Here is a 24,785-nt window from a genome sequence, read left to right on the forward strand (position 1 = left end):
AATAGAGAATCCGAGTACAATGGCAAGGTTCAAATAGTTTTAAAACGATACACGTTGTGTAATTCATCTTGGATTCTCTAAAAAGGATTACAGTGGTGCATTGTCGTAACATCTCCTCTAGCTGCGCATACTGTAGACAAATTCGCATTTTTTTATGATGCCACGTTCAAGTTTATCTACGAATGAATAGACTAATGGTTATAAATAGGTTTTATGCTGTCTACGTTGTTAAGAAGAGTTGTTTTTTGGGAAATCATACAGGATAGAAGCGATAGAGAAAAAGCAGAAGGCTACGAGAATCCGATAAGAATCGTATATCCTTCTGCTTTCTGTTATCAAGTCAACTATCTTAAATACCCACTCAACCTCCATAATCATCAAGTAAAAGGGGGGGCCAAATCTTTTTCCTCCATCCAATCGTGTCCCCTGTCACTTACAGCCGCTCATATAACGTGACATCCATGCTGAAGGGGAGATTATTACAGCTATGTCGGAATCGGAGGTCCCGCAGCTCGATCCGGTATCCGTTCTGAAGCTTTAGGCAGGTGATATGAATATGATGTGTGATATGAAGAAAAGTGCGCACGCCGTCGTTGCCCATCGCCGCTTGAATCACGTCATTCTGTTCCTCCTTCTTCAAAATCGCTTCTTTCTTGAACGTCAATTAGCGAATCGAGCGTCATGTCCGCAGGCGATGCGGAACAAACGGTTATTCCTTCCTTATCCCCTGCAGACTCTCTCACAAGTGGAAATACGACCATGAAAACGGGCAGTCCTATATTATCATAACACGATGTGGCCGATCAGGATCCTGTATCCGATAAACAGGAAAGTTAAGGAAAAGATGCATGGGGAAATAGCCGTTGCTCCGAAGATACTGAACAGCCATAGCAGCATGGAGAACGAACAGATTCGGATCGAAGATGGGTTCGTAGATAAACTTAGATGGCGCTGGTGAGGAAGCATTTGCATGAAACCAGTCTGAAGTATTGCACGCCGTATACATTGAAAAATCGAGGAAGACGTGAAGTACGGCCCAGGCCATCGTCCATAGAAATATCGGTACCAGCAACAGCACCAACGCCTACAGCAGTGCCATCGGCCACTCCGACTGGCGTGATCACCGTAACGGAGAAGCAGCTCGCAGATAAAAATGCGAACGGCGAGGTGGTTATCAAGTCGGAAATCAACATGAGTGAATTGGTGTTACCAGGCAATGCTGCGCAATTGCTTGCTGGTGCAGCGATTACGCTTGAAGCTAACAATCTGGAAATCACCATTCCAGCAACGGTGCTCGCTAGCCTTACGCAGCAGCTTCCGGCTGATGAGGCGGGCAAGAGCAAAATATCGCTGACAGCCAAACCATTGGCGAGAAGTGAAGCTGACGCTATGCTAGCCAAGGCTGGAAGCCAAGCAGGCGCGCAGTTAACTGCTGGCGCTGAAATTCTTGATTTTACCTTGAGCATGACGACCGAGGCTGGTAAAACAGTCACGTTAAGCCAGTTCCAGCAGCCCATCACCATTTCTTTCGCGGTTGATCCGTCAGCAGACGCGTCCTTACTCGGCATTTATTATGTGACGGATGACGGTAAGCTGCAATATATCGGCGGCAAGCTGGAAAATGGAAGGCTGACCGCTTCGATCAATCATTTTAGTTCATACGCTATGCTGGAATATAACAAAGCCTTCACCGATTTGCCTTCAAGTCACTGGTCCGCCCAAACGGTAAAGGAGCTTGCGGCTAAGCAGTTGATTCAAGGCGTGTCCGCTGACCGCTTTAATCCGGGCTAAGCCGTAACCCGTGCGGAGTTCGCCGCATTGCTGGTGCGGACGCTTCGAATCACGGGCGAGGCCGCACTAGCCTTTACGGATGTATCCTCAGATAAGTGGTACGCGGAAGAAGTAGCCTTGGCTCACCAAGCCGGAATTGTAAGCGGGGTATCGGCTGCTGCGTTTGCTCCTAACGCTGCCATTACCCGCCAAGAGATGGCGGCCATGCTCGTGAGAGGCTACGAATATGCGCTGAGCAAGAAGTTGAATGCCCCAATCGGCAGCGTAAGCTTCGTGGATACGGCTTCCGCGCCGGAATGGGCGCAAGCCGCGATTGCGAAAGCGGCGGACCTTGGTCTAATCACGGGACGCTCGAAGGAGCAGTTAGCTCCGGGAGATAACGGCTCTAGGGCGGAAAGCGCACAAATGATATTGAATTTGCTTCACCTCATTAGTGAATAACATGAACGACTGAAAGGAACAGGGGATAAGCAGCGTGCTGCTTGTCTCCTGTTCTTTTTGTTGCGGGGCTGTTGGCATGGAGGAGTGCTGCGTGATTGAAGCTGTACTCTACGCTCTACGTCCAATTGAGCTGAAAATTCCCCTCCATCAAGAAAATATTTTTGCTTGTTCCCGCTCCGAGCTTTATACTATCATCAACCAGAAAAAACGGAAGCGGGAGGTGGCAAAGGATGGCTTACATGGTCCCCGAGGTGATTCGGACGAGTGCGGCTGCGGGAGAGCGAATGCTGTTTCGGACGCTGAAGGAGCATTTAGCGGATGACTACTTGGTCTACTACGAACCGGAAATCGAAGGGATACAGCTTGATTTTGTCATCATCGGTCCGGATCTTGGGGTAGTGGTGCTTGAGGTCTGGGACTATACCCGGTCGGCTTTATTGCAGATTGATCAAGACGAATGGCAGCTGCACACGTCTGTGGGACGGATAGAGGCTGTCACGAACCCCTATAAGCAAGCCAAGGACAAAGCGCGGCATGTCGGCAATCGGCTAAAGCAAGACCCGCTGCTTGCGGAGGAGAACGGACGCCAGCTGAGGTTCCGCTGCGGTTTTGGTACGGTTTTCACGCGGATGCGGCAGGAGGATTTCGATAAGTACCAGCTGTACGACGTGATTTCGCCTGAGTTTGTGCTTTGCCGTGACGAGGCTGACCCTGATGAAGCGAGTTTCTCAGCCGATCTTCTCATTGAGAAAATCCATGGCATGTTTACGGTATGGAGCCGCAGCAGCGCGATTTTGTCACATGAGGAAATTCACGCGATCCGCTCTTGCCTACAGCCAGAGGTGCGCATCAGCGCCGAGTATCGCCAGCAAAAGGACGATCAGAATCAGCTCTTGCTGTCGCTGCATCCGATTAAGGCGGCCGATCTCCATTCGGAAAATAGGGCAAGCCCGCTCGCCGCTACCCGCCGCAATGGTCTAGGCAGCACTAGACAAACGAACCTCCTTGCCCATCGGGCCAAGGCGCTTGCCAAGCAGCATCCTGATTGGAAAATTCTTGTCTTAAGCAACAATCATTCCTTATCCGTCATCCTGCGGGATCTCATTGACGAGCTCATGGATGAGCCCGAGGATCTGTTTGACTGGCTTATGCTCGAGGAGCAAAAGGATCAGAAGGCCCATGAGCATAATGTAGAGGTCTATCATTTTCATGAGTGGCTGTTCAACCAGTTAAATGTCCGAGCGACTGATGTGGCTGACCTTACTGCAAAGCTCGAGAGGAAAGAGGCGATTCTGCCGTCCTACGATGTGATACTCATTGATGAGGGGCAGGCGTTCGATCAGGAGTGGTTGAGGCTGCTCCATCACATGCTGAGACCGGGATTGCAGCAAGCGAGTCACGAATCGAAAGATCGGTCCCGCATCGTATCGATGAATTACCGCAACTCCGCCCAAATCATCCAGTTCGCATGGAGCTTTTATGAGCAGCATTCGCTTCTCCGCAGCAGCATGCAGGAGGGCTCGATCGATGGCGTCGATATTATCCCTACCCACAGCACGCGGCGCAAAGGGCCCGAGCCGGCTATATTGCGTTGCAATAGTTTAAAAGAGGAGATGGAGGCTGTCGCCACCCGCATCCAGCATCTGCATCACGAACGGAAGGTCGCTTATGGGGAAATGGCTATTTTGTACCGTGTGAAAAATAATTACCATATGTCCTATATAGATCTGATCCGCAAGGAGTTGGGGCGTCAGAACCTCACGTTTCAAGGGGTGGCCGATGCAGAAGCAGCTGCTGGTACGCCGCAGGCCAATGGCAGCTCTAACGACTGTATTCAAATCCTGGCGGTTGACCAGGCCAAAGGCCTCGATTTTCGAGCGGTATTCATCGTAAACGCGGAAAATATGCCGCTCTCGCTTGAGGAGGCCGAGGAGCGCGAGGTCTCGCTCTTCTACCTTGCGATGACCCGTGCGCTGGATTGGCTGTGCATCTCCTATAGCGGAGATTCGAAGTTCACGCTTTACCTGGACGAGCTCCAGCATCAGCGGAAGCACAAGAAAACATCCGTCAAGCACATGGGCTAACCGCCCCCGCGTGGAAAGAGAAAGACCGTCAACGATGCAGCCTATGCATCCTGACGGTCTTTTTCTAAGGCGGTTTTCTACAATATTGTTGCTTTACAGCATGGAAAATAGTGGTATAATTAAATTAGGAACACTTGTTCCCAATGCAATTGTAGAAGGAGATGTATCAAGTGTTTAAGTAATTAGAATGCGTGTGTATTCATACAAAAGACATTGAGAAATCACTTTCGTTTTACATATCAATGGGCTTAACAGAAAACTGGAAGATACAACGTAACTTAGAGAACGGGTCGACCTGGACAGTGATAGGTTTAAAATTTCCTTTAAAAGATAGTTCTGAACTTGTGTTGAGTAATCACCCTGATATTAATTTCACAGAAATTGAAATCTTTGTTGAAGATGTTCGACAAGCATATGACGAGTTGAAAAAGAACGAAGAAATCCAATGGATTAGGACTCCTTTTGCAACCGAATCTGGACATATTGCCGTAATGGAAGCTCCTGATGGGAATGTGTTTGTATTAGTTGGTAAGTAACCCATCAGACGTTTTATATGTGCTAATAGTGGTGAAGTTTGGTTTCTGACACGATGCCAAAATAAGTAGTTATCCAAGTAGCGGGTCGCTACACCATCAAATCGTTTTAATCATTCTTTTAGTTCACCATGATAGTGATTCACATGTTGGATATGGTAAATTCCTTTTTTCACGAACCCATCTTTACGAGTATTGATCACTTCATGGTTTCTCTCATGCTTCTTAGCAAAAGATTTATAGTTGGTTGCGGCATCGGTACACAACACAACGTCCTCATGCAAAAGATTCCCCCATTACATCATTGATTTGAGATGCTGTAATTCGTCCACGCCCAGCTAACTTTGAGAGAATTGAGCCGTTACGATCAAGAGAAACAACAACAGATATTTGTTCATCACTTTCAACAATGCCACTTAACACCGTGTGACCTAACGAACGCAATGCATTTAGAATCTTATGTCTCCAATAAAATGCGGTAGAAACATGGATTTCGAGTTCAACAGCAATTTTGGGCAATGATTTCCCTTTGTTTTCAACCATCATTAAAAAATATCGCATCCACTTTTCTGGATGATGTGTGCCAGAGAGAGAGGAGTTCCGCTTATATCGTTGATGCATCTTCCGCAATGAACACATGCTAATCCGTTCCGAAAACGAGATTCACGAATACCTTCATATAACCCAATAACTTTTCTGGGTTCGGAATCCACATCATTCTTTATTGCTTCAAACGACTGTCGTTTGTCTTCCTCTGACAAGTCCGTAAACTGTGCGTAGATGTCTAACCATGCATTTGCCATGCGGAACACCCACCCGTTTGAACGTTTCTACTCTGTATTATAACAAAATTCAGATAAGTTCCGCATATAGCAACAATTTTTAGAAAACCGCCTTTTCTAAATATAATCTTATAGGCTTCACGTATAGAATTAGCTTCTATTTCACCGTCAAAGCTCCTTTAGCGTCTAATGGACGCCAAAGGAGCTTTTGCTTGACCACTTTAGCTTAGCCGCTCCGTATCCTGCGTCCGTTCGACCAGTACGCGCATCAGGCCTTTTAAGACATGCAGCTTCTGGAAGCAGAACGCGAATACCTGCTCCCGCGTCAGCTCTAGCAGAATCGTGCGGCTGCTTGCGGTGCAATCGGCTGAGCGGGGCTGGCCGTCGATGATGGCCATTTCCCCGAAGCATTGCCCAACGCCAAGCGCTGCGAGCTGCTCGGAGCCTTTGTGCACCTGAATGGTGCCATCGATAATGCCATACATGCTGTCGCCGTCCTCACCGATTGCACAAACCCGCTCGCCTGCCTCATACACCGATTCCTCGACCATTTGGGCAAGCCTGATAAAGTCATCCTGCGAGCAATGGGCAAACAGGCTGATTTTCTGTAGCACAAGAATACGCCTTATCATCGTTTCGTTACGGTCCTCGTCAGCCAGCGCTGCAATCGCAGGTGTATCTCCAGCTACAGTCGCCTCTAACGCAGCCTCTAGCTGGCTCGATGCGACCCTGTCATTCGTAGAGCGCAAACGAAGCGACAACAGCTTCATCAGCTCCATGGCGATCTCGGTCCGGTCGAAAATAATCTCATAAAACGCATCCGAGGTCAGCTCATACAGCTTAACGTCCTCTTCGGCGAGGACGGTAGCAGAGCGTACCCTGTCCGTAATGACGCTGATCTCCCCAAAATAAGCATAAGCGCCCAGCTCATTAACTTTGCTTCCGTTAATATAGATGCCGGCCTTGCCTTGCTCAATCAGATAAAGAGAATCCCCGTTTTCCCCTTGGCGGACGATTTCAGCTCCTTTGGGCAGCGATAGCGGCTGCAGCCGCTGTGCAATATTATAGAAATCCCGGCCCGTTAATCCGGCAAACAGGGTGACGCGCTTCAACAGTTGAACCTGCTTCATTAACGTTGCTTGCGCGCGTTCCTCTTCCGTTGCTCTCAAGTCGTCGATGCTTAGATTGATCCAGGGATCGTTTTGGGCATAAAACCAGCGCAGTGCTTTCTCCTTACGCTCCAGAGAGGTAGAATCATGTCTGCCAACAGCCGCTGCTAAAATGATTTTGGTCATATCAGTCCGCAGCTTACCCTTCAGCAGTTGGTCAATGACTTCGATCGCATTCGCCTGCTGCCTGGCATTGCCATCCTTCCAATTCGTATAGACCGCATGAATGGCCTTTGAATCGTAAAGAAAGGCGAGCAATTGAAAAATCCGCTTCACATGCCGCTGCCGCATTTGTTCGATTGCTTCAGAGAGCTCGGCCTCATCGCCTGTGAGGCTAATCGCCTTGCTATGCTCTACCCATTCGAAGTAGTAGGCCATTTCCTGATCGATTAAATGCTCCGCATGTTTTTTATCTACTTGAGTATCCTCCGCATGGATCCGCGCAGCCGATTCGAGTACTTTCTCCCGAAGCTCATGGGTGAACAGCAGGTAATGCTGAAGCAAGGAATCGAGCGCTGCCTGCGTACCGATTTCCTCCAGCACGCGCGGCAGGTGAAGATGAAGCTCCTTCGCAGTCATGTATCCTTCAAGCAAGGGGAGGATGACGGCTTCTTCGTAATTTTTTAACGCAGCTGTGGCTTGCTCCCTGACCTTACTGTCATTAAGAAGTGGAATCACATGCTTAACGAGCTCAGGTACCCGCAGAACGGCAGCGGATTCCAATGCCCGGATACGAACGAGCGGCGAAGCATCCTCCAGCATCGGAATTAACGGTTTATAAAAGCTGGCGATGCCAATTTGTCCGAACAAGCTTGCCATAGCAATTCGTTCCTCTTCCTGGCCGTTCTCCAGCAGCTGCTTCAAGACGCCAACGGCATGGAACATGCCCTCGATCCCATAGTACTTAATAAGGCCGACAATAGCAGCTGCCCGAATCTCAACTTCCGTTTCATGCAAGTAAGCGGTTATGCGCTCCAACTGTTCTTCCTTCGCATAGGCAGCCAAAGCCAGAATGGCAGGGGCGCGAAGAGCAGTACTTTGGCTAGAGAGATGCTCTTCAAGCAAGCTATCTGCACCTACAGGCGTTTCGGACTGTATGAATTTCAAAGCTTCAATCTGCATTTCCTGAACCGGATGCTGGAGAAGCGCTGTGATTGGCACATTCATATCAAATTCCTTAATGCCGCTTAATAATTTGAAGGCATATAACGCTTCTTGCTTGTCATGGCTGTGCAGGGCCGTTGAAAGAATCTGAATGCTGGCGGGATCGACGAAATCAGGTTCGTCCTGTGGGTCCATCCCCTTAGATTGCAAGGTGGAGAGCAGCATGCTCAGATAGGTTTTTTTGATTTTCACAGCGGCGAAGATACAGCAGCCAATCAGCGCGAGTATAAAATAACTGAACTGCTCGATGCTGAACCATTGGGACAGCACAATGAGGCTAATCGCCGCAATCCCCTTGGCTCCATTGCGTACGATGCCATCGAGAAACCCCTTGGCTCTGCCGCGCCACTCCGGCGAGACCGGGAACATGATAAGCTGGCTGACAGAGGAATAAATCGTATCGCCGAGCACTTTATCGCTTGCTTTAACCGCAGTTGCGACGGCTAGCACAGGCATGAGCAGCAGGGCGAAGCTGCCGGTGAACAAGGCAATGGGAAATACGAGAATGGCTAGCATGACGCCGAAACGGGTAATGATTTTGCCAGAGATGAATAACTGGATAAACAGCGCCAGCAATCCCGCAAAGCCGTAGAAGCTGCCCATAAAGCTGGCGAGCTCTTCATTTTGCAGAGTGCCCCGCAGAATCACTTTGAATTGGTAGTCGATAAGCGTAAGCGAAATCGTGAGCGTTCCAGCCATAATGGCTACATACTTGAGATGGGGCACGCTTTGGAATAAGCCTTGTTTTTCTTCTTTTACACGTGTCCGTGTTTTGGAGGTTTTCTTGAGATTGGATTTGATTGCAAAAAACTCTACAGGGCTTGGTACGCCTCGCAAAAGCCTCAGAACAAACAATAGGCAAAGCAGCTGCGCCGCCGCATAGATGAAAATCAGGTTTTCGGTGCCAAGCGGCTGCACAAGCAACTTGAGGCCGAAGCCGCTCAGAATACCGCCGACTAGGCCGCCGCTTCCGACGAGCCCGATCATTCGCTTCGCTTTGCGTTGATCCATGATGGAGGTGGCAAATTGCCAGAAGCAGACGATCATGAGAAAGTTGAGTACGTCGTAGCCGACATAGATGACGGGGAAGATCCAGCCAAAGCCGATCCCGACGGCAACTCTCGAGAGGAGCGCAAGAGCAGAGGCCGTGATGATGACGCTGACAACCATTTGATCGGTCCGGAAACGACCGCATAATTTCTGATAGATAAAGCCGGTGAGCAGGAGAATTGCCGCTTGGGGCAAATACATGTAGGACAAGACGGAAGCGTCATATCTGCTGAGGAATAAGGTGTCCGCTGCTGTTCGGCTGATCGTTGAGGCGGAGACGATAAAGAAGAGGTAGCCGAATAAGTAAAAGATTTTGGTATATTCCGCCCGGTCGGACTGGAATTGGCGCGTGAATAGCGTCAGCGGGTTGGTCACTCGGTTGCTGGACATGTTTCTTATTCCTCTCTATTTATCTTCTTGCTTGTAGGCTTCTAAGAAGATTAGTATATATGAAAAAAATACATATTGGAACAAACTTTGCTAGTTTTCAGCGTTATTCGTATAGGCAATGAGACCTACGGTTATGGTGTGCCGTTAAGCGAAGCGAGAAGATCGTTTCGGTTAGGTTAATTGACCTTTTGTAGGTGAGTATTATAGGCATATGTTATGATGGAAAGAACAGAACATAGAGAGCATATTTCTAATTGGAGTGGATGCATGATGGCTTCTGAAATGACTGAAATCGAGAATAGTGAGAAGCATGAACATAAAGACAAACAGCTGATTGCGGTTATTTATCCCGATGGGCTGTTTATGCTGGACTGGCAAGCAACGAATCAGAAACTGGATACGGGCGTTATTGCGCTCCAGATAGAAATAGATAAGCAGAACCAGCAAAATAGTGAGCGATTTTGGTTTTGGCTGGGACTCGTCCGAGGCTCTGAAGGTTTATCTGAATCACTGGGCTATCTTATACGCCTAGCGGGCGCTTTTGTAAGGAAGCTTGTCCAAAATCCCGATATTGAACTGCTCAGAGAGCAGGCCATCGTAGAGATTGATGATGAGGAGATAGCAGAATTCATTCAAAATGCACCCTATATGATAGGCATGCAATATTTGGACATACACTGGATAGAGAAAGCATGGGAATCGATTCATGATGCGTATAAAAACCGTATTCAAAGCTACAGCGGAAGCATAGCGCAGCTATTTATGGAAAGTGAGTCTCCCATCCATTTTGTAGGGCGCGTATACTTTCATCTGGTCGAAAATAAGAAGGAAGGAGAATATCCTTTCTCCTTCTTATCCACGTATGCAGCCGAGCTTTCGCCCGAGGGCAAGTCCAGGCATCTTCCGCTCAAAAACGCTTTGCTGGAGTACGGTGAAAATAGCCGGAAGCTGCTGGAGCTGCTTTCGACGGTTCATAAAGCATCCGAGCAGAGCGACTTTATAGCCGAGCTTGTTGAATCAGGCGATATTTTTTATCCCATCGGCTTGACGGTGGAGGAAGCTTACACGTTTCTTAAGGAAGTAGCCCAGTATGAAGAAGCCGGCATCTTATGCCGCATACCGAAGTGGTGGAAAAATAAATCAGACTCGCTCAAATTGTCCGTCAGCATTGGGGACAAGCAGCCTTCTTATGTAAATACGGAGGCTCTACTTGGTTTCGATGCCGCGCTGTGGCTTGGCGGGGATGCGATTTCGAAAGCTGAATTGCAGCAGCTGCTGGCAGAGGAAGAAGGGCTTGCCTTCATTAAAGGCAAGTGGGTCGAAGTGAATCATAAGCGCCTGCAAGAGGCGCTTAAAGCATATGAACAAGCACAGCAATGGAACGACAATTCTAGTCTGACCCTGATCGACGCGATGCGAATGAAGCTAAGCGCAAGCAAGCTGCTGAAGGTTTCGGAGGAAGTGGTTGAGCTGGATATCTCGAATGGCGAATGGCTCGAATCGGTCATGAATCGCTTGAGGCATCCGAATGAGCTGGAATCGCTTGTTTCTGTCGGAGCAGATTTTCACGCTGATTTGCGCGTTTATCAGGAGCGAGGGCTGAACTGGCTGCATTTGATGAAAACAATTGGTTTGGGCGCTTGCCTGGCTGATGATATGGGCTTAGGGAAGACGATTCAGGTAATTGCGCTGCTGAATTATGTGCGGACTCGAAATCAAGAGAAGGCGCTGCTCGTGGTGCCGGCATCCCTCATTGGCAACTGGATGAGCGAGATCGGAAAATTTGCACCATCTCTCCGCTATTATGTCTATCACCCTTCTGAAAATAAAGAAATAGCCGAAGATGACGGAAGTCTGGAAACGCATGAGCTGTTCATTACAACCTATGGCATGCTCGCCAAATATGATTGGCTCTTAAACCGGACATGGGATACGTTGATCTTGGATGAAGCCCAGGCAATTAAAAATCCAGGCACCAAGCAGACCAAGCTAGTGAAGCAGATCAAGGCTTCCTATCGAATCGCCATGACCGGAACGCCGATTGAGAACCGCTTGGCTGATCTATGGTCCTTATTCGATTTCTTGAACAAAGGGCTGCTCGGAACGGCTAAGGAGTTTACGCAATTTACGAAAAATATGCGTGAATCCCAGGATGGCTATGCAAGGTTGAAGCAGGTGGTCAGCCCATTTATTTTAAGAAGATTAAAGACAGACAAAACGATCATTTCCGATCTGCCGGATAAGATTGAGATGAAGACCTATGCCTCCTTAACGAAAAAACAAGTCTTGCTTTACAACAAGCTTGTCAAAGATTTGCAGAAAAAGATAGAATCAGCAGACGAGGGGATTGAGCGCAAGGGTCTCGTTCTTGGGGCGCTGATGAGGTTCAAGCAAATCTGCAATCATCCAGACCAGTATTTGGGGCAGCAGATGTATGCGGAGGAAGAAAGCGGTAAGTACGCGAGGCTGAGAGAGATATGCGAGACGATTTACGAGAAGCGCGAACGGGTCATTATTTTTACACAGTTTAAAGAAATCACGGAGTCGCTTCGTTCGTTTTTGGAGCAGATATTTGAGCATAAGGGACTTGTTCTACATGGAGAGACGGCGGTTAGCAAGCGTAAGGAGCTTGTAGCGGAGTTTCAAGGGAAGGATTACGTTCCGTTCATGGTACTTTCCATTAAAGCGGGCGGCGTGGGCTTGAATCTGACCTCAGCCAATCATGTTATTCATTTTGACAGATGGTGGAATCCGGCTGTCGAGAACCAGGCTACGGATCGTGCATTTCGGATTGGGCAGTTGAAAAATGTGATCGTTCACAAGTTTATCACGCAGGGTACGGTTGAAGAGAGAATTGATCTCATGATTGAGGCCAAGAAGAAGCTATCAGATGAGATTGTACCAGATATTCAGGAAAGCTGGATTACGGAAATGGATAACGAGCAAATCATGGATTTAATGCGATTGTCCATATAATGGCGGAAGGGAGAGAGAACGATGGCATTTTACAACGAGTTTCCGGAATACGTTCCCGTTGCTGAGAAGAAGAGAAACGCAGAGAGAGCGGTTGAAAAGCTTAAAAAGAAAGGTCAAAATATTTCCCCGATTGTCATAGCGGGACGAACGATTACGAAGACGTGGTGGGGCAAGTCCTGGTGCGATAATTTGGAAAGCTATTCCGATTATTCAAATCGAATCGATCGGGGACGCAGCTATGTTCGGCATGGAGCGGTACTTGATCTACAGATTTCGGAAGGCAACGTAACCTCATTGGTTCAGGGCAGCACTTCTAAGCCATATAAAGTCGAAATTATAATTGCCCCCTTGTCTAAGAAGCTATGGGATGACATCGTGAAAGAATGCGCCGGAAAAATTAATTCGCTGCAGGAGCTTATGGGAGGTAAATTCCCGAAGGGGCTATCCGAGCTGTTTACCATGAAAGGCAAAGGGTTGTTCCCAGCCCCTAAGGAAATTAAGCTGGCATGCAGCTGCCCAGATTCGGCAAAAATGTGCAAGCATGTGGCAGCGGCACTGTATGGCGTGGGCGCTCGTTTAGATGAAAATGCGGCGTTGTTCTTTTCCTTGCGTGGTGTGAATATCGACAATTTGATCTCCTTGTCTTTAGCGCAGACCTCGGAATCGATGCTCGGCAAGTCGAAGGGCAGGAGTCGACGCGTCATGGAAGATGCCGACATTTCCAATTTGTTTGGCATTGATCTGGATTTGGGAGAAGCGGCAGAGAAGAAGAGCAAAAGTACAGGGACAAGCACGAGTAATGGTGTGAGCACGGGCAAGAGTACAGACGCAAGCAAGAATGAGAGTACGACAAGAAAAAGCTCGAGAAGGTTGAGTGAGTGACCTAGTTGTGAAGGAGGTCGCTGATGGAGTTCAGATGGAGCATTCTTAGTGTTTGAGAGTACGGTTTATGAGGTGGATGTGGAGATGATGAGTAACGAATGAAAATACAGTCAATCAATCAAAGCTCAGTTCTTAAACTGCTACACATCCAATCCGAACGTCATTATCTGCCTAGTATCAGTCTCTCCGTTTCCGTAGCGGATAGCGGGTTTTGCGGAGAGAATCCGGAGGTTTGGTTCGAAGCCGATGAAGTTAGCAGGTTTGTTACAGCGGTTCAAAAGCTTGATCGGGAGCGAAAAGGTTCTGCAAAGCTATCGAGCATGAGCCCAGACGAATGTTTGCTTGCGATTATCAGTGTAGACCGAAGCGGGCATCTCGTGCTCGAATACCAGCTATCCAGCCAAGTTTATTTGGAACATTCATCCCAAAAGAGACTAGTTTCCGGCGGCTTCGACTTGAATCCGACTGATCTTGAGCGAATGCATAAGTTTTTCTCAGCATTAGCTGCTGTTTAAATGCAACTCTGCAACTCTGCTAGTAAGCTAGGAACTGAAGATATGGCTTTGAGCCAATATTTCAGCTGTTTATTTAAATGTAGAAAGATTGTTATGCAAACAACAAACTCATTTGGGAAAAGGTTCGAGTTCTAAATATGACGTATTCCTGTGGAAAAGCGAGAAAAACTGAGAGAATATGAATTTCCTGAGGAGTCGAATTTTACAAAACGAAGTTTTAGTGAAGCGAGAATTTCGTTCTGGAGGAACGCATTGTTAGACTATGTTCATTTAGATTGAATTTCAACCGCTATATTAGATGATTTCACTCTTTTAAGTTATTTAGAAGGAATTCATCCTGTTAACTCCAGTTATTCAGCCCTAGAAGGCATAAAACGGCTAGATTAACGGGATAAATTCCATGTATTTCTTTATCTCAGCGAATAGCGCTATTTTAACCGGAGAAATTCCTGCTAAAACCTAACCAATCCACCAAAGCTCCCTTAAAAAAAAGATATGCGAACTATTATTATGTTCTCTTACTTCTCATACTTCTCTTTCTTATCTACTCACCTTACCTACCTTACTTACATCACTCACCTTACTCACATCACATACCTCACTTAACTTATCTCACTTATATTGCTTATCTTACTTTCGTTAGCTATGGTAACTTCAATTCGGATATAATCGCTCACTCTGGTGTGACCTTATGGAGGTTCGCGCTCTTCTGTCATGTCTGCGTGGGATTGTTCTATCCTGCAGATTAGCATTAACTTTAGTGTAACGCGTCATTACTGGAGCTCTATCCTGTATCTATGCAGCAGCTTGCCTCATTATGGAGCTTCAGGGCTTAAAGAACCATTCCTATGTTGTATGGAATACAACATAGCCAACGATTATAGCTCAAAATCGTCATTTACCTGCTAAAATGCAAGATAGGCTGGCGGATATAGTAGGATTGGCCGTTTTTTCACATGCAAATGAATCAAGCTGCTTTATTATGGTTTGCGAGTCAACATGGAGGAGGCTATCTGGTTCACAAAGGCGAACAACTGAACGTGCATAGCTTCAAGTCAAAAAGGACGATATTCCAGAGGAGCCTGGTAATCGTCCTTTTATAGTTTAAGGCCATCTAGAATGATCAGGTTAGTCGTTTTCGCACGCGCAAATGAATCAAGCTTTTTCACCATGGTTCGTGGGTCAACTCGGAGAAACACTCACAACCTCACTTAAAATAGAAACCTCAAACCTCAAACCACTAACCTAACCAAAGCAGCGGTAACAATACCGACAAGCACGGTGAGCAGGAGGCTTCTCGTTTTTAAGGCGGTAACTAGCGTAGGAATGGTGATGATGATGTATACCCAGTTAACTGCAGGCAAAGCAGGAACGGACTCTATCGGCTGAATCGCTCCTTGGACAATCAAAGCCGTCAGTAAACATACGGGTATATAGGCCAGCCATTTGACGATAGCCACAGGCAGCTTTAACTTGCGTATAGCGACAAACGGGAGGATGCGCGGAATGAATGTGACGAGAGCGCAGCCGAGAATGATTAGGAATACAGTGAAATCAACCTTCATTTTCGGTCACCGCCCCTATGGCAGCACATAGCACCGTTGCAAACAGAACTGCAATATAGATGGAGAAAAATGCCGAGAAAACATAAACGGCAACGGCCGTATAAGCAATGAGCACCAAATAGTGCCTCAGCTTGGATGAAGGCAAGGCAACCATTTGCAAAACAAGAAGTGCAATAAACATCGAAGTCAATGCAAAATCCAGTCCCATCGCCTCAGGGTTTCCGATCCAGCTGCCCATGTAGCCTCCAAGGAGGCAGGAAGCGATCCATGTGAGATAGGCGGTGACGTTCAGTCCATTCATCCAGCGGTCGCTGAGCGGCAGGCCTTTGGAAGTGCGCAGTGAGGCGACTCCAAACGATTCATCTGTCAGCAGCGCGCCAATTCCAATATTTTTTAGCAAAGAATAACGAGTAAAGTGGGTGGACAACGCAGCGCTCATGAGAAAATGCCGCAGGTTGACAATAAACACGGTAGCGATAATCGCCGATGGCGGACTCATAGCAGCCATCATCGCGCAAAAAATAAACTGGGATGCTCCTGCATAAACGAGCGCCGACAATAGTCCTATTTCCATAATGCTTAAATTTGCGGAGTTCCCAACAACCCCCGCAGCTAATCCAATTCCGATGTAACCAAGAAGAGTAGGGATACAGTCCCGCACGCCCTGTTTGAAAGTGAGATGCTCTTCTTTTGCTAGCTGTAGATCCATTTCCAACGTAACGGCCTCCTTGTTCCAACCATTATACATGAAGAATTGGGAGCGAATTAAGGGGAATTCGCAAAATAACGGTCGATTGGCAGGTTGTATCTCTTGCGATGAGCAGTCACTAGAGTTATTTCGCTAAAAAATCATCTATCTATTGTAAATGAGAATCGTTATCATTTATAATGAATGGTAGTTGTAATCGCTAGGCTGACAAGTTTAGAAGGGAATGAAATGGCTCAATGAAAATGAGTGATCACCTATTGCTATGGAATCAAGCCTCGATCAAAGTGATGGACGTGCGTCACACTGTCATGGAGCCGGGGGATGAGCTGCGATCCTATCGATTGCCTGCGAGTACTTTCGTATATACGGTTCGAGGCAGCGCGCAGGTGTGGATGGATGGAAATGCAAGCTTTGTAGATCGGTTTCATGTGCTGCATGGTGGCAAGGGGATGTGCCTGGATATTGCTGCCCAGGACTTTTTTGAATATTATATGATTTTTTATAAAGCGATTCTGGCCTTGCCTGCACGCCAGCCCTTGGTGAAGCTGATAGAGACGGACAATCCATTTCAGCTCCAATACAGCTTTGCCCCAGAATATCCGATTCCTTTGTATCATCGAGTAGAGCGGATGGAGCAAGAGTGGCTGCAGCCGAGCATGCTCGAGAAATTACATATAAAAATCTTATTCTATCAATTTGTACATGAGCTGTTAAGCCAGATGAGCAAGCAAGGCATTCAAGGCAAAAGGGTAGATCTTGTCTCGCAAGCGATGCGCTATCTTCAGGAGCATTATGCAGATCGAGTCACGCTCGACGAGCTGGCCGAGCTGCTCGATTGCAGTGTGAGCTACTTGTCGCGGAAGTTTAAGCAGACGGTAGGGAAGAGCCCCATTGATTATATGATTGCGCTTCGCATCGACAGGGCGAAGGAGCTTCTGCTGAGCACGGATGCCACGCTGCAAGAAATTGCGGAGAGCGTTGGCTTCTCGGATGACAGTTATTTTAACCGGATGTTCAAAAAGCAGGTAGGCCTGTCGCTAGGTCAATTTAAAGCAAAGGTTCAAAATAATCCTGCCGATCGTTCAAGATATGCAATTGTCCCACGCAGACTCAGACGTTATAGTGGTAATGGTTATGAAAATCATTATCAATACAAGAAAGTGGGAATATCTTCAATGTACAGAGGAACAAGAACACCGATGGCTGCATCACTATTGCTTTGTTTTATTTTGTTGCTGAGCGCTTGCTCAACAGGTACGTCAAATACAAATTCAGCCAATGGCGGCTCTAATGCGACGAGCACGAATGTCTCGACAACCGCTCCCGCTTCAACGGATGCGGCATCTTCCGAAGCACCGCGCGTCATTAAGCACGCGATGGGAGAAACAACGCTAACTGGCACGCCTGAGCGCGTCGTTATTCTTACGAACGAAGGCACGGAGGCACTGCTTGCCGTAGGCATTAAACCGATCGGAGCTGTTCAATCCTGGATTGGCGATCCATGGTATGACCATATCAAGGATGAGATGCAGGAGGTTACAGCGGTTGGCGATGAATTGCAGCCGAATATTGAATTGATTGCCAGCTTGAAGCCGGATCTGATTATTGGAAACAAGGTTAGACAGGAAAAGATATATGACCAGCTCAATCAGATCGCTCCAACGGTATTTGCGGAAGACTTAGGCGGAGACTGGAAAGTTAACTTTAAGCTGTACATGGAAACGGTCAATAAGACCGAAGAGGGCGATAAGGCGATGGCTGAATTTGATAAGCGCGTTGCCGACGTCAAAGCTAAAATTGGCAGCAAAGCGGATACAAAAGTATCAGTAGCACGCTTCTCAGCTTCTCAGGTTCGTATTTATCAGAAGCAAACGTTCTCTGGCGTTTTGTTGAACGATCTTGGTTTCGCACGTCCAGAATCTCAAGACAAGGATTCTTTTATTGAAGTGATGTCGAAAGAAACCATTCCTAGCATGGATGGGGACGTCTTGTTCTACTTTGTTACAGAAGCAGCCGGCAAGACGGATGCTGCTAAAGTCGTAGAAGAGTGGATGAATGATCCTTTGTTCAAAAAATTAAATGTCGTGCAAAACAATAAAGTAGTTCAAGTGGATGAAGCGATTTGGAATACGGCCGGCGGCTACAAGGCTGCAAACCTGCTGCTTGATGAGATCGTTGCTTATTTTGACATCAAGTAATTTGGGATAAAGGATACGCAAGCTGACGTCGTGATTACCAGACGTCAGCTTATTTATGATGAAAGGGATGAACCCATATGGCTTTAGGGCTGAACAGCCGCAGGAGCAAGCTTGCGGGTTTAATCATTGGCTTACTGCTGCTGCTTGCCGGTATGCTGGCCAGTATCTTGTACGGCATCCATACCTTTGAGATTAGAGATGTATGGCTGGCTTATACCCAATTCGATAACTCCGACGCTCACATTATCATTACAAATACACGGATGCCTCGTGCGCTTATTGCGGCTGCGGTTGGGGGAAGCCTCGCTATGGCGGGAGCCATCATGCAGGTGCTGACGAGAAACCCGTTAGCCTCGCCTTCCATTTTCGGCATTAATGCAGGTGCGGTGTTGTTTATCGTGACCGCACTGGCTATTCTCGGTTCCTCGCTGACGATGAGCGGCATGGTATGGATTGCTCTGCTGGGTGCAGCAGTCACATCACTGCTTGTGTTTACGCTTGGTTTCCATGGCAGAGGCGGATTTGAGCCGATCAGGCTCACATTGGCTGGTGCATCCGTTGCGGCGTTTGCTTCCTCTGTGACTTCTGGCATTATGCTGGTGAATAAGCAATCGCTGGAGGCTGCCTTGTTCTGGATGATTGGTTCGGTATCAGGCAGACAAATCGATCATCTGCTCATCGTATTGCCATATCTCGTTGTGGGCTGGATTTTGTCGCTGCTGCTGGCAGGCTCTCTTAATGTCATGGCACTAGGAGATGATAGCGCGAAAAGCCTCGGACAACGGATGCTGCTCATTCGCGGACTATCTGTTATTACCGTAGTTTTTCTGGCGGGCAGCTCAGTTGCCACCGCTGGTCCTATCGCTTTCATCGGCTTAATTGTGCCTCATCTTTGCCGAGCTCTGGTAGGCAACGACTATCGCTGGCTGCTGCCCTATTGCGCATTAACGGGTGGCCTTCTGCTCGTATGTGCGGATCTGGTTTCACGCTTCATTCTCATGCCCAAGGAAGTTCCGGTTGGCGTTGCAACCGCGCTTATTGGCGTGCCATTCCTGATTCATGTGGCGAGAAGGAGGAAGCATGCATAAAGGAAAAACTCAAAAGGCAGTTTTTATATTAGTCGGGCTTAGTCTCGCGATGCTTGCGCTATCTATCGTTTGTTTGTCCATTGGAGGAACAAACATCCCTTTTAAGGAAACCATTCTCTCTCTTGTCGGCAAGAACGAAGAAGCAAGCGACTTGATCATTATACAGTTCCGTTTGCCGCGTATCCTCGCTGCTATATTGATCGGTTCTGCTCTAGCGGTTGCTGGTGCCGTACTTCAAGGTGTCATTCGCAACCCGCTGGCCTCCCCGGATCTGCTTGGCGTGACGGGAGGAGCATCGGTAGCCGTTGTCGCGTTTATGACCTTGTTCACTGGATACAGCATTCACTGGGTACCGGTCATTGCTGTCGCCGGAGCGTTCCTTACCGCTGCCACAAACTATGCATTAGCTTGGAAAAATGGCATTTCTCCCTTTAGACTCGTCCTAATTGGTATAGGCATATCAACTGCTATGGGTGCGCTAACGATGTTTTTGCTTATTAGTGGTCCGGCTTATTTGGCCGCGCAGGTGCTGAATTGGATGACGGGAAGCATTTACGGGACGAATTGGAAGTATATCGAGGTGCTGTGGCCGTGGGTCGCCGTATTTATTCCATTGTCCATCCTTTACGCCAAAGAGCTGAATGTGCAATCGCTGGGAGAAGCGACCGCGGTCGGACTGGGGAGCAGGCTTCAGCTTAGCCGGATGGTCCTGCTGTTTTACAGCGTTGCGCTCGCGGGAGCTGCCGTCGGCGTTGCCGGCACGATCTCGTTTATCGGATTATTAGCGCCGCATATGGCGAGAAAGCTTGTCGGTCATTCGTATAAGCTGGTCATCCCCGTATCGGCAGTACTTGGCGCTATGATTTTGTTGCTCGCGGATCTGACTGGACGTATGCTCTTCCTGCCGCTCGATATCCCTGCGGGTGTCTTCACTGCTGGCATCGGCGCCCCGTTCTTTATGTACCTTCTGTTTAAACGAAAAGAATAGCGCTATTTTAACGGGAGGAATTCCAACTATACTCTAACCATCCCATAGTCGCGTCTCAAAAACAGATGAATAGGCTTGTTATTATCCTAATCTTGCTTATCTAGTCAGATGAAAGGAAAGAGTATGTTAGTGGTAGGAGTGAGTGGTTAGTGTGGTGGCTAATGGATTGGTTGGAGTAAGGAGATGCCTAAAGCGCCGCTCTCCTGTATGGTTGCAGGATAGCGGTCCTTTTGGCCAGCTTAGAGAGCTCTATCCTGCACCATTGCATTAGAAGTGCTCAGTGTTGATCTACATTGTCTTTGTAAGGGCGTCTATATTGCATGAAGTACATTATAGACGTCGGAAGGTGTTGGAAACGATGAGCTATACTGCTATCGTGCAGGATAGCAGCCTTACCGAGTCTTTTTACTGAGCTGTTCCACCGAGTTGTCTAAGAGATGGTGTAGCTGATTTTTTGGCTTGCTTACCAAGCTGCTCATATATAGAAGGAAGTATGCCCATCGTTAGCGTATCACTCCGTTCACAAGCGCCTCAAGAGTCTACCTCACTATCTTCCTTCCATTACCTCCTTGTTAAACCATTCGCAAGCCTTCTCGCTTTCCTAGAAAGATATTTTCGCCTAGGTACACCAGTCAGAAATCCGCTTCACTCTAACTCCCCCTTCCGTTCAAACTTTCATTCTAATGAAAGCTTGTCACCTCATTTTTCCGGATGCAAATGGTTCTGCATTTAACTCCCACAAGAGATGGAGCTCACCAAGGTCTCCTAACCCATTCGTATTTTCAGACTAAAAATACGATTTTTTCTTATATTCAGATGCTGAAATGCTATGATAGTACCAAAAATATTCCCAGCAGAAGTTGTTAAGTTCCTTAATTTTAATAGGCCTAATTTATTTTCTTAATGCAGGGATGACGTTCACCATTTTTCGGTCAAGCTGTCCGTAGAGCCTGCATATGCTTATGCATGGAGCAAGTGGGATTAGCGTGTTCGCTCTATTTTCAGAAAAAAGCACAGGCATGCCCAAAAACAGGATTAGGGGTTTTATGGTAAAATGTTAAGGTGAATGTGATAAGCGGCTGTAACAAAAATCGGGAAATTAGAACGGAGTGGGAAGTATGGGATTGATCATTGGAATCGGCATTGTGGTCATTGTGGTCATCTATGTCATTGCAACGTATAACGGATTGGTGAAAATGAGGAACTGGGTGAAGGAAGCTTGGAGCCAGATCGATGTGCAGCTTAAGCGCAGGCATGATTTGATCCCGAACCTTCTTGAAACGGTAAAAGGCTATGCCAAGCATGAGCAGGAAACGTTGAAGCTGGTCATTCAAGCACGCAACCAAATGCTCAGCGGAACGCCCAATGAGAGAATAGAAGCGGATAACCAACTGCAAGGGGCATTGAAATCGATTTTTGCGCTTAGCGAAGCCTATCCAGACTTGAAAGCGAATCAGAACTTTCTGAGCCTGCAGGAGGAGCTGGCCAATTCCGAGAACAAAGTGGCGTTTTCCCGCCAGCTCTACAACAAGACGGTAGCCGAATATAATATCAAGCGCGAATCGTTCCCGTCCAATATCATTGCGGGCATGTTCAGCTTTAAAGAGGAACAGCTGCTGACAACTCCCGAGGCGGAGAAAATCGTTCCGAAAATCACGTTCTAATGCGGCAGCAAGAACAATTAATCAAGGCGACACCCATGTGCGCCAAAGCAAAGGATGTCAGCTATGCTGTATAAACAGATTGAACAAAATAAGCGGAAAACGCTGCTGCTTGTCCTGCTTTTTGGCGTGATCGTGCTTGGAGCGGGCACAGCAGTCGGATATTTAAGCTCCGGCGAGCTATGGCCCGGCACCATACTGGCTGCTGTCATTTTGTTGTTTTATTTGCCAATCACCTATTGGTCTGCAAGCTCACAGGTGCTTCGGATGTCAGGAGCTACGCTTGCAAGTCCGGAGAAATATAAGCAGCTGTATAACATTGTGGAGGAGCTATGCATTCCTGCGCGGATTCCCGTACCGAAGATTTACGTCGTTAACGATCCTTCGCCAAACGCTTTCGCAACGGGGATCAAGCCCGAGAAAGGAGCGGTCGCCTTTACGACCGGCCTACTGGAGCAGTTGAACCGGGAGGAACTGGAGGCTGTTGCTGCCCATGAGCTCGCACATATTCGCAACTATGATATTCGGTTGATGACGATTACGATTGCGCTCGTATCTGTCGTTGCGATTATCGCCGATATCGGAACTCGCATGCTCTTCGTTCAGAGGAGAGGCAATGATAAGAAGACTCATCCAGCGGTATACATTATTGCACTTGTTTTTGTGTTATTGTCTCCGCTTGCAGCAAGATTCGTCCATCTGGCGGTTTCCCGAAACCGCGAATATTTGGCTGACGCAACAGCCGTGGAGCTGACCCGCAACTCGCTGGGCCTGCAGAACGCGCTTCGCAAAATTAGCGCAAGCAGCCTGGATGTGCGTAAAGCACGCAAAGCGACGGCGTCGCTTTATATCTCCAGTCCGTTCAGCAAGTATCGCAAAATAAAGCAAACCAGCTGGTTCAGCACTCATCCTTCACTTGAATCCAGAATCGAGCGGCTGGGCCGGATGTAGCCAAGGCAGGATTGGCAGCTTGCTTCTAAGCGCAACGAGCCAAACGTCAATTTATCGCTCAATTTGTATCGTGAATTTAAGAAGTGTCTCTTTTTGAACCCCCGGATTTGGGGGTTTTTGCTTATTAAACGCTTGCCTATTCTATGACGTTCCCAGCGAAATGCTAAAGATTTATGTCCATAATATGGGATTTACCGCATTAGGTCGCCCCCGCATTACCACTACACATAGTTATGTAAGTGCTCTCAAAAGTAGTGAAGGGAGATGTGAAATGATGCTAACGGTACGAAAATAGTTTTGCTTTGCATTACGCTCTGGGTAATACGTGAGCAATAGCATAGGCAATGAACATTCGAGCTGAATGGCACCAAAAAATCTGCTTATTGGAAGCAGGAGGAGCCTGCCAAGCTTTGGATTGGACATCGCGATCGCTCGAATGAGCTGCTAATGGCTGATCCGGCTTTGTTTCTCAAGAAAGCAAGGCCTTCGATTCACCATCCCGGAGGACATACGGAGGGCTGGCCGGACTTAGTCAAAAATATGATGATGCAATATTATCACTTTATTCGGGAAGGCAAAGATCCGTTAAAGGATACGCCGAGCTTCGCAACCTTTGCGGACGGGCACGTATCCATGTGCATAATGGAGGCGATCCTTAAGAGCCATGAGCAGCAGCGGTGGGTGACGGTAGAAGAGTAGAGCGAGTCGTTCAATAGCTCAAAGGAAGAGGCTATCAACTGACAGCGTCCTCTTCTTTTGGCTACAGAATTAAGCCGTAACAATTAAACCCTCAAAGGAATTTACAGCTTGCGGACACTCTCTCTCTCTATAACCTCGGTAGCCAGCATCACATGATGAGTAACTTCTTTACCTTCAAGTAAGTCGATAAGCACCTGGGCAGCATGGAAGCCGAGCTCGTATTTATGCTGGTGAACCGTGGTCAGCGCCGGCGTGCAATAAGCGGTCAGGTCGATGTTGTCGAAGCCAATGATCGAGATATCCTGCGGCACTTGTTTACCCATGTCCTTCACGCCCTGCATGGCTCCAATCGCCATTAAATCACTAGCGCAAAATAAAGCGGTGACCTCCGGCTTGCTGGATAAGATTTGGATAGCGGCCTCACGCCCGCCTTGCTCGGAGAATCGGCCGTCGACCACCAGCGAATCATCGAAGGGAATGGCGCTATTATGAAGCGCTTGACGATAGCCCTCCAGCCGCAGCAAGCTTACATCCGCCTGGGCATGGCCGTTAATCATCGCAATGTGGCGATGTCCGTTTTGGAGCAGATGATCTACAGCAGCCACGGCGCCACTAAGGTTATCTGATGTGACATAGCCGACATGCGGCCCCTCAAGCGTAATATCAATGAGCACGCATGGAATATCCGACGATACGATTTCTTTTAAGTACGGGTCATCCAACCGAATGCCCATAATGATAACCCCATCCACTCCGCGTTCCTGGCATAAGGTTTTATAGGATTTGATGGTTTGCTTCTGAGGCGTCGTGCTGAAGAGCACGAGATCGTAATCGAGCTCCCCGGAACGATCGTTAATTCCGCATAGAACCTCAAAGGCGATATTGTCTTTAGAGCTGGCTCTTGTCACATTGGAGAGAAGCAGGCCGAGTGTTTTAGTTTTTTTGGAAATCAATGATCTCGCAGCCATGTTGGGACTGTAGCCCAGCTGATCTGCAATGGTGCGAATTTTGAGCCGTGTGCCTTCGTTAACATCGTCATAACCATTCAAAGCGCGGGACACGGTCGTAACGGAAACACCGGCTGATTTGGCAATGTCTTTAATCGTAACCATAGAATACCTCCGGGATCTCGTAAATCTCAGCGTAATA

18 protein-coding genes and 1 pseudogene are annotated in these 24,785 nt (G+C 47.7%); 13 read left to right on the plus strand and 6 right to left on the minus strand.

The genetic code is table 11. The annotated features are described in order from the left end of the window. Nucleotides 1–433 precede the first annotated feature (433 nt). Complete coding sequence (locus E0496_RS24410; protein WP_206669848.1) at nucleotides 434–664, minus strand: hypothetical protein; 231 nt, start codon at nucleotides 662–664, stop codon at nucleotides 434–436. Nucleotides 665–945: 281 nt separating this feature from the next. Here E0496_RS24410 and E0496_RS24415 point away from each other — a divergent pair, with 281 nt between their 5' ends. The 4 genes from E0496_RS24415 (at nucleotide 946) to E0496_RS24430 (ending at nucleotide 4,852) form a co-directional block, all read left to right on the plus strand. Further along, the gene (locus E0496_RS24415) at nucleotides 946–1,791 is read left to right on the plus strand and encodes an S-layer homology domain-containing protein (protein WP_141504388.1); all 846 of its coding nucleotides are present in this window, start codon (nucleotides 946–948) and stop codon (nucleotides 1,789–1,791) included. Nucleotides 1,792–1,824: 33 nt separating this feature from the next. Then, the gene (locus tag E0496_RS24420; RefSeq protein ID WP_241674971.1) at nucleotides 1,825–2,232 is read left to right on the plus strand and encodes an S-layer homology domain-containing protein; all 408 of its coding nucleotides are present in this window, start codon (nucleotides 1,825–1,827) and stop codon (nucleotides 2,230–2,232) included. A gap of 230 nt (nucleotides 2,233–2,462) precedes the next feature. Continuing rightward, entirely contained in the window at nucleotides 2,463–4,316 is a 1,854-nt protein-coding gene (locus E0496_RS24425; RefSeq protein WP_141504390.1) for a nuclease-related domain-containing DEAD/DEAH box helicase, read from the plus strand. 191 nt (nucleotides 4,317–4,507) lie between these two features. Next, complete coding sequence (locus E0496_RS24430; RefSeq protein ID WP_241674967.1) at nucleotides 4,508–4,852, plus strand: VOC family protein; 345 nt, start codon at nucleotides 4,508–4,510, stop codon at nucleotides 4,850–4,852. A 2-nt stretch (nucleotides 4,853–4,854) separates the two neighbouring features. On the opposite strand, the pseudogene E0496_RS37250 reads toward E0496_RS24430, so the two are convergent. Both E0496_RS37250 and E0496_RS24440 read right to left on the minus strand, forming a co-directional pair. Further along, nucleotides 4,855–5,652 (minus strand): annotated as a pseudogene (locus tag E0496_RS37250) (IS1595 family transposase); the annotation flags it as partial. Nucleotides 5,653–5,852: 200 nt separating this feature from the next. Next, nucleotides 5,853–9,404 (minus strand): Npt1/Npt2 family nucleotide transporter, encoded by a 3,552-nt coding sequence (locus tag E0496_RS24440; RefSeq protein ID WP_141504391.1) that lies wholly within the window; start codon nucleotides 9,402–9,404, stop codon nucleotides 5,853–5,855. Nucleotides 9,405–9,671: 267 nt separating this feature from the next. Here E0496_RS24440 and E0496_RS24445 point away from each other — a divergent pair, with 267 nt between their 5' ends. The 3 genes from E0496_RS24445 (at nucleotide 9,672) to E0496_RS24455 (ending at nucleotide 13,777) form a co-directional block, all read left to right on the plus strand. Continuing rightward, nucleotides 9,672–12,380 carry a DEAD/DEAH box helicase gene (locus E0496_RS24445; protein WP_206669849.1) on the plus strand — a complete coding sequence of 903 codons (2,709 nt, stop codon included), beginning with the start codon at nucleotides 9,672–9,674 and terminating at the stop codon, nucleotides 12,378–12,380. A 21-nt stretch (nucleotides 12,381–12,401) separates the two neighbouring features. Further along, nucleotides 12,402–13,262, plus strand: coding sequence for an SWIM zinc finger family protein (locus tag E0496_RS24450; RefSeq protein WP_141504392.1), 861 nt, complete (start codon nucleotides 12,402–12,404; stop codon nucleotides 13,260–13,262). A 98-nt stretch (nucleotides 13,263–13,360) separates the two neighbouring features. Next, entirely contained in the window at nucleotides 13,361–13,777 is a 417-nt protein-coding gene (locus E0496_RS24455; RefSeq protein WP_141504393.1) for a WapI family immunity protein, read from the plus strand. Between the two features lie 1,232 nt (nucleotides 13,778–15,009). Here E0496_RS24455 and E0496_RS24460 read toward each other — a convergent pair. Beyond that, entirely contained in the window at nucleotides 15,010–15,342 is a 333-nt protein-coding gene (locus E0496_RS24460) for an AzlD domain-containing protein (RefSeq protein WP_141504394.1), read from the minus strand. Further along, nucleotides 15,332–16,051 carry an AzlC family ABC transporter permease gene (locus E0496_RS24465; protein ID WP_141504410.1) on the minus strand — a complete coding sequence of 240 codons (720 nt, stop codon included), beginning with the start codon at nucleotides 16,049–16,051 and terminating at the stop codon, nucleotides 15,332–15,334. The genes E0496_RS24460 and E0496_RS24465 overlap by 11 nt, the downstream gene beginning before the upstream one ends. Before the next feature lie 242 nt (nucleotides 16,052–16,293). Here E0496_RS24465 and E0496_RS24470 point away from each other — a divergent pair, with 242 nt between their 5' ends. The 6 genes from E0496_RS24470 to E0496_RS24495 all read left to right on the plus strand — a co-directional run bounded on the left by E0496_RS24470 (nucleotide 16,294) and on the right by E0496_RS24495 (nucleotide 23,636). After that, complete coding sequence (locus E0496_RS24470) at nucleotides 16,294–18,249, plus strand: AraC family transcriptional regulator (protein ID WP_241674969.1); 1,956 nt, start codon at nucleotides 16,294–16,296, stop codon at nucleotides 18,247–18,249. 77 nt (nucleotides 18,250–18,326) lie between these two features. Continuing rightward, on the plus strand, nucleotides 18,327–19,337 hold the full coding sequence (locus tag E0496_RS24475; protein ID WP_141504396.1) for a FecCD family ABC transporter permease: 1,011 nt from the start codon (nucleotides 18,327–18,329) through the stop codon (nucleotides 19,335–19,337). Further along, the gene (locus E0496_RS24480) at nucleotides 19,330–20,325 is read left to right on the plus strand and encodes a FecCD family ABC transporter permease (RefSeq protein WP_141504397.1); all 996 of its coding nucleotides are present in this window, start codon (nucleotides 19,330–19,332) and stop codon (nucleotides 20,323–20,325) included. The genes E0496_RS24475 and E0496_RS24480 overlap by 8 nt, the downstream gene beginning before the upstream one ends. Before the next feature lie 1,118 nt (nucleotides 20,326–21,443). After that, nucleotides 21,444–21,989, plus strand: a complete 546-nt coding sequence (locus E0496_RS24485) for a LemA family protein (RefSeq protein ID WP_141504398.1) — start codon at nucleotides 21,444–21,446, stop codon at nucleotides 21,987–21,989. Nucleotides 21,990–22,052: 63 nt separating this feature from the next. Continuing rightward, a complete protein-coding gene (locus E0496_RS24490) occupies nucleotides 22,053–22,937 on the plus strand; it encodes a M48 family metalloprotease (RefSeq protein ID WP_141504399.1) in 885 nt (294 codons plus the stop codon). 447 nt (nucleotides 22,938–23,384) lie between these two features. Continuing rightward, nucleotides 23,385–23,636, plus strand: a complete 252-nt coding sequence (locus tag E0496_RS24495; RefSeq protein WP_175598115.1) for a hypothetical protein — start codon at nucleotides 23,385–23,387, stop codon at nucleotides 23,634–23,636. Between the two features lie 101 nt (nucleotides 23,637–23,737). Here the strand turns inward: E0496_RS24495 and E0496_RS24500 are convergent, their stop codons facing one another. Beyond that, on the minus strand, nucleotides 23,738–24,748 hold the full coding sequence (locus E0496_RS24500) for a LacI family DNA-binding transcriptional regulator (RefSeq protein ID WP_141504400.1): 1,011 nt from the start codon (nucleotides 24,746–24,748) through the stop codon (nucleotides 23,738–23,740). Nucleotides 24,749–24,785 lie beyond the last annotated feature (37 nt).

The organism is Paenibacillus luteus, assembly GCF_006542765.1.
In the GTDB taxonomy this organism is placed as follows: Bacteria; Bacillota; Bacilli; order Paenibacillales; family Paenibacillaceae; genus Pristimantibacillus; species Pristimantibacillus luteus.